Source organism: Lyngbya sp. CCY1209, assembly GCF_055795065.1.
The window spans coordinates 1-11,567 of sequence record NZ_JAYFER010000146.1 but is presented as its reverse complement, the minus strand read 5'-3'; the positions used below and the strand labels follow the sequence as shown (position 1 = coordinate 11,567).

Annotated in this window: 9 protein-coding genes; 4 read left to right on the top strand and 5 right to left on the bottom strand. The window is 53.8% G+C overall.

Annotated elements, in window-relative coordinates; translation table 11 throughout:
- Positions 1 to 318 precede the first annotated feature (318 nt).
- A complete protein-coding gene (locus AC0QHF_RS01765; RefSeq protein WP_324702466.1) occupies positions 319 to 1,062 on the bottom strand; it encodes a class I SAM-dependent methyltransferase in 744 nt (247 codons plus the stop codon).
- 26 nt (positions 1,063 to 1,088) lie between these two features.
- Positions 1,089 to 4,004 (bottom strand): glycerol-3-phosphate acyltransferase, encoded by a 2,916-nt coding sequence (locus tag AC0QHF_RS01760; RefSeq protein ID WP_324702465.1) that lies wholly within the window; start codon positions 4,002 to 4,004, stop codon positions 1,089 to 1,091.
- A gap of 134 nt (positions 4,005 to 4,138) precedes the next feature.
- On the opposite strand from AC0QHF_RS01760, the gene psb35 reads away from it, so the two are divergent.
- A complete protein-coding gene (gene psb35, locus AC0QHF_RS01755; protein ID WP_324702464.1) occupies positions 4,139 to 4,309 on the top strand; it encodes a photosystem II assembly protein Psb35 in 171 nt (56 codons plus the stop codon).
- Between the two features lie 53 nt (positions 4,310 to 4,362).
- Here the strand turns inward: psb35 and AC0QHF_RS01750 are convergent, their stop codons facing one another.
- Positions 4,363 to 5,121 (bottom strand): LmeA family phospholipid-binding protein, encoded by a 759-nt coding sequence (locus AC0QHF_RS01750; protein ID WP_324702463.1) that lies wholly within the window; start codon positions 5,119 to 5,121, stop codon positions 4,363 to 4,365.
- Between the two features lie 698 nt (positions 5,122 to 5,819).
- Here AC0QHF_RS01750 and AC0QHF_RS01745 point away from each other — a divergent pair.
- From AC0QHF_RS01745 to AC0QHF_RS01735, 3 genes are all read left to right on the top strand, one after another.
- Positions 5,820 to 7,022 (top strand): GIY-YIG nuclease family protein, encoded by a 1,203-nt coding sequence (locus tag AC0QHF_RS01745; protein ID WP_324702462.1) that lies wholly within the window; start codon positions 5,820 to 5,822, stop codon positions 7,020 to 7,022.
- Between the two features lie 133 nt (positions 7,023 to 7,155).
- Positions 7,156 to 7,308: a hypothetical protein gene (locus AC0QHF_RS01740; protein WP_324702461.1), complete on the top strand. Its 153-nt coding sequence runs from the start codon at positions 7,156 to 7,158 to the stop codon at positions 7,306 to 7,308.
- A 168-nt stretch (positions 7,309 to 7,476) separates the two neighbouring features.
- Positions 7,477 to 8,004: a type IV pilin-like G/H family protein gene (locus tag AC0QHF_RS01735; protein ID WP_324702460.1), complete on the top strand. Its 528-nt coding sequence runs from the start codon at positions 7,477 to 7,479 to the stop codon at positions 8,002 to 8,004.
- Between the two features lie 93 nt (positions 8,005 to 8,097).
- Here the strand turns inward: AC0QHF_RS01735 and AC0QHF_RS01730 are convergent, their stop codons facing one another.
- Together AC0QHF_RS01730 and AC0QHF_RS01725 are read right to left on the bottom strand one after the other, a co-directional pair.
- A complete protein-coding gene (locus AC0QHF_RS01730; RefSeq protein ID WP_324702459.1) occupies positions 8,098 to 9,381 on the bottom strand; it encodes a serine/threonine protein kinase in 1,284 nt (427 codons plus the stop codon).
- The gene (locus AC0QHF_RS01725; RefSeq protein WP_324702458.1) at positions 9,378 to 11,396 is read right to left on the bottom strand and encodes a protein kinase domain-containing protein; all 2,019 of its coding nucleotides are present in this window, start codon (positions 11,394 to 11,396) and stop codon (positions 9,378 to 9,380) included. The genes AC0QHF_RS01730 and AC0QHF_RS01725 overlap by 4 nt, the downstream gene beginning before the upstream one ends.
- Positions 11,397 to 11,567: the final 171 nt, after the last annotated feature.

The following is an 11,567-nucleotide window of genomic DNA, read 5'->3' as shown; positions in this document are numbered from 1 at the left end:
CTCACCGCCTTCCGTTCCCCGCTTCAATCCTAGGGTTGTGAATCCTAAAACTGGGGGTGGCTATCGCCTCCTCTCTTAGATTATCAGTTTTACTTATTTCTTGTATAAGAAACTTGTATCACTGATTTTCTTTGACCCTGAGAGTTCCGACCTCATTTAGTATCCTGTGATACCAAACTTAGGAACATACAGATAGTTATAAGGCTGGTCAGGGGTGCATCCCTTATATTCATCCGAGGGGATGAAAGCCTTACCGGGAGGTTATTTAAGGCATTTCAGCCCGATTTCGTTCCCGAACGAATCGCACCCCCCCGTCTACTATAGGCGGCTCGGGGAACTCTCAATCGGTTTTGGCTCGGAAAGTTTCCGTCGGGTGCGGCCGATGCCGGGAAGTGCCGATCGGCTTGTCCAGGGTCGTTCGGCGGTCCAGTGGCGATCGCTCGACGGGTAAATGTTCAAATCGGCCAACCCCGCTTCCCCGGCCATCCGTCGCACTTCTTCGACGGTAAAGGCGGCGTGCAGGGAGTCCCGAAAGAGCTGTTTTTGGCGATCGGTGCTCTCCCCCGCGTATTCTTCGACGAGGCGGTCGCGGGTGAGTTCGTCTGCGGGACGCAGCAGGTCCCGCAGGAAGATGCCGCCCCCCGGTTTCAATACCCGGTTCAATTCCCGAAAAAAGGGCAGGGGGTCGGGGAGGTGGTGGACGATGCTGTTGGAGATGACAAAATCGAATTGTCCGGTTTCGTAGGGCAACTGTTTGGCATCCACCCAGGCCAGTTGGATCTGATGTGGGAGTCCGGCGGCGGCGACGTTGCGATCGCCGATTTTGAGCATATTTTCGGAGAGGTCGATGGCGATTATTTTCCAGTCCGGCTTTCGTTGGGCGATCGCGATCGGAATTCGGGCCGTCCCCGTCCCGGCATCCAACACCGCGGCCGCCGATGTCGGACCTAGGGCGATCGCCCGTTCGGCAAAGGCGGTATTGACCTCTACAAAGTCCATCGAATCGTATTCGACGGCTTCTTCCCAAGTGTCCATCACTTCCGGTTCCAACACTCGTTCCATCGGCTCTCCTCTATTGATCAGCAATCCTAATCTTTCAAAATCTCCACGGTGCCCCGGTAGCCGTCCACCCGCACCCGCTGGCCGGTTTTGAGGTAGGACATAGCCTCCGAGACGTTCATCACCGCCGGAATGCCGTATTCCCGGGCGACGATCGCGCCGTGGGACAACTGGCCCCCGACTTCAGCGACGATCGCCCCGGCCCCCACCAGCAGCGGAGCCCAGCCGGCATCAGTGTAGGGGACGACCAAAATCGGCTTTTCTCCCCCGTCACCCAACCCCTCGGCGAGGCTGCGGCAGACGCGGACGCGCCCCTCCACGCGCCCGACGCTGGCCGGGATGCCGCGGAGGAGCGATCGCCCTTCCCGGGGTTTTTCCCGGGGTTCCGGGAGCAAATTGCCGTACACCACGGGGGGGACGGAGCGATCGCGATCGCGGTCGTATTCCTGCCGTCGCCGTTTGACGATTTCCGCGAGTTCCCCGCCGTCGCCGCCGTCGCTCCAACCCTGTATTTCCGGCCATTCCAAAAAGAAAATATCCCCCGGTTGACGCAATACCTTCTCCTCCAGGGCTTTCGCCTCCATCGCCAAAAACGTCCGCCGCAGGTGAGCCAGCAACTTCCCGTAAACTTCCGCAATTTCACCCTTGACGACGGCCCGCTCCCGACACTGGGCCAACCGCCACTGCTGCCACAGATTCAACCCCCCCACGTTCCGATCCGTACCGCCGGCCGGATTTTGCGCCATCGTCAGCAGCATCTGGCGGAACGTCTCCGGCTGTTCCCCCCAGGTCGCCACGGAAATATCCGTCCCCACCTCGCTGAGATACCCGTGCCGCCGCAGCCACCGGGAGAATTGTTCCTGCAATTGGGAATTTTCAGCGAACTGTCCCTCGATAACTTGCAGGTTCGACCGTTCTGGCAGGCGGTCGGCGATCGCCTGCAATTCCCGCATCGAGGCCACTTCCGGCGCGTCCTCCACCGGCAGCCACTCCTCCGGCACCCGAAACAGCGATCGCCGCACCGCCAACCCGATGGGCCCGACGATGTTGTAATAGGTGGCCGGTTTGAGCACCTCCCGAATCCGCTCCACCCGCTGTTTCAATTGTGGCAGGGACAGGGAATCGGGAATTTGAGTCCGGGGGTCGGATTCGGCTTCCAACTGCTCTAAAGTCGGGTCGAACAGTTGCCGGCGATCGCGCCGAAACTCGGACACCAGGCCGCGCTCCCGCTGCACCAACAGCCACAGTCCCGGCAGGGAGGCCAGCATGGTTTTCAGGGGCGGTTTGCCCATCTTCTCCCCCCGCAGCAGGAACTCCAGACCCCGTTCCGGCAGGCCCATCATCCGAAAAATTTCCCCCAGCAGGGTGGCGTTGAAATAGGCGTGGGAACCGAGGAGGGTGGCTGTCTCGGCGAAGTCGAGTTCCGCCGCCTTATTGCCGAGCACCAGGGTAAAAATTTCCCCCCACACGCCGCAGGTGAGGGGGCGGTTGATCGACCAGGTGAGGGGGGGGATGGTGCCGGGGATCACCTCGGCGGCAATGGTGCGGGTCCAGATCGGGCGCAGGTTGGTGATGGGGCGGGACTGCAACAGCCAAATCTGTTCCCCGTCCCAAATCCACTCGATATCCTGGGGCAAACCGTGGTAAAAGGCTTCCAGGGCTTGAGCCTGTCCCACCAGGTCGGCCAGCACCGATCGCGGCAGCAGGGAATTTTCCCCCTCTTCCACCCGGTTCAAACTCTCGTGGGTGGCGGTTTCGGTCTCCGTGTCGATTTCGACGTGCAGGGGGGTCTCGCGCCCGCCCACCACGACACCACCCCCCCCGGGCAGGGCTTCCACCACCACCTGGGGCCCCCCGTCGAGGGGGTTGCGGGTGAACATCACCCCGGACACCTGGGCGCTGATGTAGGGTTGGATCAGCACGGCGATGCCGGTGTCGTCGAGGTGTCGCTGTCGGCGGTAGGCTGCGGCTTCGGGGCTCCAGTAGGATTCTCGGCAGCGGACGATCGCCTCCCGCAACTGGTCCTCGGTGGTGACGGGGCCGATGGTGGCGTACTGCCCCGCGGCGGAGCTGGTTTCGCCGTCTTCCCCCAGGGCGGAGGAGCGCACGATCAGGGGATATTCGGTGTTGGGGGTGGGGAGTTGGAAGTAGTGGATTTGATCTTGGTGCTGGGACTGGTTGTCCCGGGCGATGGCTTCGGTTCCCATCGCCGGCAGCACCCACCCGGAGGGGACTTTGAACCCCGCTTGCTTGAGTTGACTCAGGCGGGTGGCTTTTTCCCCGCAGGCGTCGATGTCGAGGAGATCGTTGAGAGATAGCAATTGCTGTTTCATATACAATCCGAAATCGTCTCCCTGGCGGAGGTTGATCAGGACCAAGACGACGGCCAGGGCGGTCGCGGCCGGGAGTTCCCCCTCGGACAGGGGCCGTTCTTTGGGAAACTGATGCCACAGCCACAGCCAAACCGGGCCGCTCAAACAGCCCAGTCGCATGGCCCGCAGCCTCGCCCGCGTGGGTTGACTCGGCTCGACCGCCAGCCCCAAGCGCCACAGTAGCACCCCGGTCATGGCGGCAGAAATGGCGACGGGGGGGGAATAGACGAGGACTCCCCAAGTGGCGTTGGTGACGCCGCCGCCCCGGGCGACGAAGTAGCGGCCGGCCACCAGGACGGTCAGGGCCACAATGGCGATCGCCTGCCACTGGTAGGGGATCAGCCACCGGGCTGCCAGCACCGGGGCGGCGCCTCTGAGGGCCTCGGCGAGGGCGGCGGCGATGCCGGCGGGTTTTCCGGCCTGGGTGAAGGCCGCGGCTACCCCCACGTTGCCGGTCCCTTCCCGAGCCAGGTCGATTCCCGCCATCAATTTGACGATCCAGCGGGTGAGGGGAACGGCGCCGAGGCCAAAGCTTCCCGTCACGATCAGTAGTCCGGCAACCCAGGGTGGCATGGGGAGTTCTCTCCTCGGCGACATCAATTAAAAGATAATTGATAATTGATAATTGATAATTGTCAATCCTTTCTTAAGTTCCGATGGATGAGATAATGCTAAAAACTTGATGAAGCTTGAGGAGATCTCCAGTTATGGAAAATTCCCTTTGGATTCCGGCCGCCGTTCTCGTCGTCGGCTTCATTGCCGCCGTCAGCATCGGTTCGATCGCCTGGTACAATTCCAAGCGACCGCCCGGTTGGGAGGGTAAGGACCGCCCCGATTTTATCCCCAAGGTGGATAAGGACGAGGAGCAAAGCTCATAAAAAACTCGGATTCCCGCCTCCCAGACGCGATCGCGGCCGGGCGGGAACTCGAATTAGCGCTTCTTTCCTTTCGGGAAATGGTCGATCCGGGCCGAGCCGTAAAATACGAGCGCGTCCTTTTGAATCCTGACCCGATCGACCCGCAGTTGCGTGCCCTCCAGGGCGAATTTGTCGAGATCGAGCAGGTTGTTGACGTGGTCGATCAGTGCCTTCGCCAGGTTTTGGGAGTCTTCGTCTCCCCCGTACTTGACGTTGACAAACTGGATTTTACGGCGGTTTTCCACTTCAATTTCGGCGGAAAAGTCCACGGCGGTCAGGTGGCGGGCGTCGCCGATGCGGACGTGGGACTCGAAGGCCAGGGTTTTGTCCGGCGTTACGGTCATTTCCGTCTGGTTGAATTGCAGGGGCTGACCCTCGTACTGCAGTCGCTGCAGTTTCTCCACAATGAAGGGCGTGTTGAAAGAAGCCGTCAGATCGTCTTCCGTCAAGACGACCCGCATCACCGCCTGGGTGGGCTGCCGCAGCTTGACTTGGCCGGCAAATATGGCGCTGAAGTCGATCGAAACGGCTTGTAGATAGAGTTCCATGACCGCGATTCGCAGGCCGTTGTACATCAGCATTCCGTTGCCGATGAAGTCAAATCCGTCTACGCTTCCCTGTAACAGCTTGGCTACGGGTTCGGCACGGACGTTGGCTTCAACCTTGTCGGAACGCTTGAACAACGCGGCGATCGCAGCCCCGACAACCTTGCTGACGAGGCGATCGCCACTTTGAGCCTGAATCGGAGTGCTTCCAAACAAAGCCTGTACCATTCCCTTTGCTCGCTTGCCATCACGACCCATTATAACGGTATATTAAGAAATGTTAAATCAGTTGTCCTGATAGGGCCGATTGGAAATCGCGACCGGTAGCCGGATGGCGCGGTGGAAGGGAGTTCGAGAGATCGAAATTTTTTCTCGCCCCCGACATTCTGTCCCGGGAAAGATGACAGCCCGAGACCGGGGGTCTCGGGGTCAATTAACGGTTTGGGGGTCGAAATTGGCCCCAAATCGGGCCGTTGTCAGGAATCCGGCCGCGATCGTGTTCCGGGTTAAAATCCGATCGATTCGCGTCAGAAAGGGAAAATTTTCCGGTCGGACGGTCGTCAAAAAGTCGGCGGCATACTCCCCCACAAAACATCGGAGCGATTCTCCCACATTTTTCGATTCTCGCCCCGGAGCGTCCCCCCATGTTTCAACCCTCGAGAGCGGACGGGTCCGGAAGCCGACGTGGCAGATGAAAAGGCCTTTCCACTTCCCCGCGATCGCCGTTTGTGCCTTGTCCCCCGCGAGTTTTGAGCCGGCTCGGCGATCGGGATATAAACGTGTTATTTTTGTCGGATATTGGATGCTGCACGCTGAAGATCGAATCTGACGACCTTCTCACTTTTATTAAAAAAAATACCTCGTTCCGGCCTGGGTCCCTTTCCCATCCAGCAATTTCGTCATATCTTCAACTCAGGATAACTACCATGATGGACTCGGAAGCTTATATTTATTTGTTTTACGCCGACACGATCCGACGCTTTAAAATCTTGGCATCTCGGGAATCTTACGTCCGCGATCAACTGGTGTCCGATCGGTTTCCCTATCCCGTTAAAGTTGTCGAGTTGTTCCCGTCGTCGCGATCGCAGCAGGACGAGGCGCAACTGCACCAAATGTTGTCCTCCCACCGCATTCAAGGGGACTGGTTTGAATTCGACTCCCCCCAAGTGGCGATCGCTCTGATCCGAGAATATTTTCGGATTCGCGAAGAGATGGGACAACAGTTAAATTCCCTGTCTCAAAACTACAATTTGACCGCCAAAAAATTGAAGAAAGCGGAGGATAAAAATTTACAACTTGAACAGGAGATAGAGCAGTTACAAGAAGAACGTGACCGGCTGTTTCAATACAAAATTACCATCCAACGGGATTTGACTCGGTTCCTGTCTCGGATGGATTCCCACGAACACAACGGCAATTCGATCTACGCCGAACAATCGCTGCGATCGGAGGCGATCCGCCACATCCGCCACCACCTCGGATGCGTCACCCAGGGACGGCGTTTGCAGCGGGGAGATACGGTGATCATGATCGGTTTTTCGTTATTTGAATATCGGGAAAAATTTGAACAGTTGAAAGCCTGTTTAGAACGCTGCTCCCTCACCTCTGCCGAGGACGAATCGGAGGCGGTTGATATCAGTGCGGGGGTGCCGGTCGGCATTTATTTTACCACGGATAAACCGATCGCACGTTTGGAGGTGGAAGTGCCCAACCGCTATTGGAGTTTGCCGGGGATGCTCCCGGAGTTATTTGCGGAGGTGAAAACCTTGGGATTTGAAGCGCGATTTTGCCGCCTGGTTCACCTCAAGGAGGAGGGGGATACCGGGGAACTCGGCTTCATTCCCTGCGAAAAGTCGGACGATTTGTGGCAGGAAATTTTGGCCAACGTCAAACCCCTCGGGACTCAGACGCTGTTGCGGCAGCAGGGGACGCTGTTGGAGTTGAGCCCCGATGAGACTCGCATCGGGGTGACGAGTCGGACGCTGCTGAAGATGATCCAGGACAAAATTCCTAATTTGGAACAGGCGTTGGAGCGATCGCTCGGGATTCGCTGCTGCGTTCGGGTGGAACTGATCGGCGAGGGGAGTTCGTCGGGTTCCGCCTCGGGTGTCCCCCACACGGATACTTAAAAAAATTCCGATTTTGTAGTACAATAATTTTTGTACTACAAATTGGGGTGGAGGTGGGGTTGACAAAATCATACTGTACGGTCTATCCTAAAACCATCGATTTAAACTGTACGGTCTAGTCAAATCACAATTCATGGATATCTTATCACTCGGCCTCCTGTTGGGAGCCTTATTAATCTCCGACGAAATTCTCAACGGAAAACTGCAAGTTTCCCGGCGTCTGCTGGAATGGATGGATCGGTTCGGGGAAGCGTCGGACCGCCGAGAAAAAGATCCGACTCGTTGAGGGTTATGAAACGACAGTACCCATCCGGCTTTTCCCCACCCCCCCCTGTTTTTGAACAGTTGGGGGGTGAATTTTTTTTTGGGGGTGACAGATGGTTCCTCTGCTGCCGATACCTGCCCTGACCAAGGGCTGTGTTAAACTGGAAATAAGCGAGTGGGAATGGCGAAAATGAATAACTGGGTCAAACTGTCGATTTACTCCGGCGCTTTAATCAGTCTAATTTTACCATTTTACGACTTTGAATGTCACTGTTTTTTCCCAAAAAATACTCCCGAAAAAGTAACCTCTAAAGAAGGGATACAGTACATCCGTACCCTGGTCAAAGGTCAGACAGTTTACTTTGTAGAAAACGGCGAATTTACCTTCAATTTAGAGGAACTACAATTGGGTATAAAGCCGGAAACTGATGATTATAGTTATCAGATTTTAGAGCCGATGGTTCCCGTTCAATCCGTTAGCTATCCCCTTCCCGAACCTCCGGGCGATCGCATTTTTATGATCGCCCAATCGAAGCAACCCCAATATCAACCCAGTTATTTTGGGGCAGTCTTCCTAATTATCGATCCCGACTCATTAGAGAAGCGACCGGTCGGTTTGATTTGTCAAAGTGAAATGGGTGATTCATCCCGATCGGAACTACCGCAAAGATTTGGGGATAAAATCAGTTGTCCTCCGGGAAGCAAAACTCTAGATTAATACATTTGAAAAACATCTCGCCCCCAACTCTGTATTCTGGGGGCTTTGAATGGCAATTATTGAATCCTTATCTCCAATCCGAGTCCTATACCTTCATTCATAATCGACAACTTTTAATGCTTTTTGGGCGACTAATTTTCCATCGACAAAAAACTTAAAAGTCCAAGTTTCAGAAGATGCGTTTGGATAAAATTTATAAAAACACGAAACCTGGGGTTGAGAAGGAGAGAGCCGTAGTGTGGATTGTCCCATTGCCACAAGTTGACCTTGTCGGTTCAATAATTGACAGCTTGTGGTATATTGTTTTTCGGGCAGTGAGGATAAATCGACCGAAAAATAAACTCTCGCCCAACTTCCTCCGGCAAAAGAGAGTTGATTTTGGTCAAAAGCCAGATAATTTCCATCCGCTTTGAGAGTCACCGGGAGTGAGAGGGGTTCCGGTGGCGGAGATGGGGTCGGTTTGAGAGAATTTGAGTAAGTTTTATAGTAAGCAAATCCGAGTCCGGCGAACATCAAAATGCCAGTCAGATAAAGTGCGATCGCCCAAATTTGTTTGGCAAGTTGAGGGGGACGCAAAACCTCGATGGGAATCAACGATTGCAGGGCGGTTTCGGCGTTGGGATAGCGATCGTTGTAATTGGGTTCGACCATTTTTTTCAGCCAATTGATAAACCCTGGACTCAAATGAGGAACCCGATTTTCAAACTGAATCCGTCCGCCGTCATCCATCAACAATCCCACTTCCGTCGAGGGGATTCCGGTTAACAAACAAATTAATGTCGCCCCCAAACTGTAGAGATCGGAAGCCTGGGTTAGTTGGCGGTTGAACATCTGTTCCGGCGGCATAAATCCCAGCGTCCCCTTCACCACGCTACTCACCGCCACTTCGCCACCCCCCAAGCGGGCGAATCCGAAATCGACTAAACTGACATCCATGCGATCGCCCACCAATATATTTTCGGGTTTCAAGTCCCGGTGGATGACGGGAGGGATGCGATTTTGCAAGTATTTGAGAATGTCCAAAACCGAGAGGGCGATTTGTTTGACTTCCTGGGGAGTCCACGGTTTTAACTCCGCCAAAGAGGGGGCATTTTTGTACTCTTGAACCATACAAAACCCGTCGGGGGTTTGGAAGGAGTCCAGATAGCGGGGGATGTGGGGATGTTCGAGTTCCCGCAGCACTTCAATTTCGCGATCGTAGGTGTGGTAGTCCGTCCAACTGGCTTCAATTCGGGCGAACTGAAACTGTTTGACGACGACGGGGATATCGCCGTTAATTTCTCGGGCAAGATAGGTGACGCGACCCCCGGCTCGGTTGTGTCCGAGTTCGCGGGTCACTTGGTAGCCGTAGTTGGAGAAATCGGGGAATTCGTTCATGGTTTGATTAAGGTGGGTTGGAGTTTACGGTATTGCTTGAGGGTTTTCAGGGGTTTGAATAGGATGATATTCAGCAAGGGTAACAGCGTCATCGAAACAGCCAAAAATCCGACCGCCAAAAGTCCAAAAATTTCCATTAATGCATTCAGACTAAAATGTTTTATAATGCTGAATATGAGTCGCAAAAATGCACCGATACTGACGAAGTAAATGACAGTCATTAAGGCGAATAAATTGGGGTTCTTGACAATTTTATTACGACGACACAAGCTCATTCTTATCATCGCTCTTAACAGCCAATAAAAACAGTAAAATGTGCCGTGAAATATTGCCAATAATACCAGGAACCCTATCGAATATTCAGGAAACTGAGTTCCCTGATCAATGAAGTCCACTAAAAAAAGCAGACTTCCAATCAAAAAGTAAATAATTATACCCACCACCAAAAAGAACTTTTGCATTCCAGAAATGGCAACTCTCATCCCCAAAGTCATGCCCAATATAAAATATAAAAATGAAAGGGAATAAGATTCATATAATTGCATCAAAAATACCACGAACAGCAAGCCAAAAGTGATGCCTCCAAAAATTCCACAAAATAAAGTATAAACTGATTTCATAATTCCTGTGTAGTCGGGGGGAAGCCTATCAAAAATAGGATATTTTTCCGAAAACCCCAGTTTCTCATTGACAAAAATTGCCATGAAAAAAATGAATAAAAATGAAGCCAAGCATATATCTCGAACCGAGATATTTTCAATCCGGGTTAGTGCTTCCACACTCACGAATCCAAAAATTGCGGATAATAAAATTGCCAAAAATCTCGAAGACGAGAATTCTTTGATATGGTCAAAAAACCCTAAATTCTCCTGAGTTTTAATTTCCACATCCACCGGACAGACTTCCGGGTCGGAATTAGTCCGCAGCAAAATCTGACGTTGATAGGTTTCTCCCATTAATAATTGCCGGGTATCAACGGTGACAGTACAGGTGATTTGATTGACCTCAAATTTCGGAGGCGTGAAGGAAATATAGGGGTGGTCGTAGGGGGTATGGGGCGGGTCGGAGGGGTGGGGAGCGACTTCCCAGCGACCGGATAAAACGGTGTCGGGAACCGGATTGGTGATTTGGATAGTTTGGCTGACTTTTTCGCCCCATTCTTCGGCTGTCAATGTCAGTTTTTGGTGTTCCAGGCGAACTCGGGGAAGGCGAGAAACATTCAAGGGTTTGAGGACGGCTAAAGCTTCGGAGGCATTGGCAAAACGATCGCCCACTTTCGGTTCGACCATTTTTTCCAACCAGTTCAGCCAACCCCGTTTTTGGGGCGGGATTAGGTGGCGGAAGTGGACTCGATAATCCGCATCAATTAAACTGCCGATATCGGCGGATTTGATTCCCGTCAGCAAACAAATTAATGTCGCCCCCAATGCGTACAAATCCGAGGCGTTGGTGAGGCGCCGGTTGAATAGTTGTTCCGGCGGCATAAAACCCATCGTCCCCTTGACCACGCTGCTGGCTGCGATGTCTCCGCCGCCGAGTCGGGCGAAACCGAAATCCACCAAATACACGTTTAAGTTATCGTCGATCAGGATATTTTCTGGTTTGATATCTCGGTGGATAATTGAGGGATGCCGAGATTGCAAATAGACGAGAATTTTGAGGGTGGAGAGGGCGATCGCTTTAATTTGTTCCGGCGTCCAACTGCGGCGGGTGGCGGCGGACGGGGCGTCGATGTACTCCTGAACCATACAGAAGCCGTCGGGGGTTTGAAAGGAGTCTAAATAGCAAGGAATTCCCGGATGGTTGAGGCTTTTGAGAACTTTAATTTCTTGTTGGTAGCTGTCGTATTCTGACCAACTTGAATTTCCCGTGGCAAACTGAAATTGTTTGATGACGACTTTTTCTTTGCTTTGACGGTGTTCGGCGAGATAGGTGACGCGGCCCCCGAGGGAGTTGTGACCGAGTTCTCCCAGGGGTTGATAGCCGTGACTCGAAATGTTTGAAACGTCATTCATGGTGGGTATACCCCCGATCGCGATCGCCTGATAGCGGTTTTCTCTCCAATGAGATCTGGACGATCCACCATTGTCTCCCTTCGATCCCCCCCAGCCCCCATCCCCCCCAGCCCCCATCCCCCCCAGCCCCCCTTTGAAAGGGGGGAGAATTGGGGGGAGAATTGGGGGGAG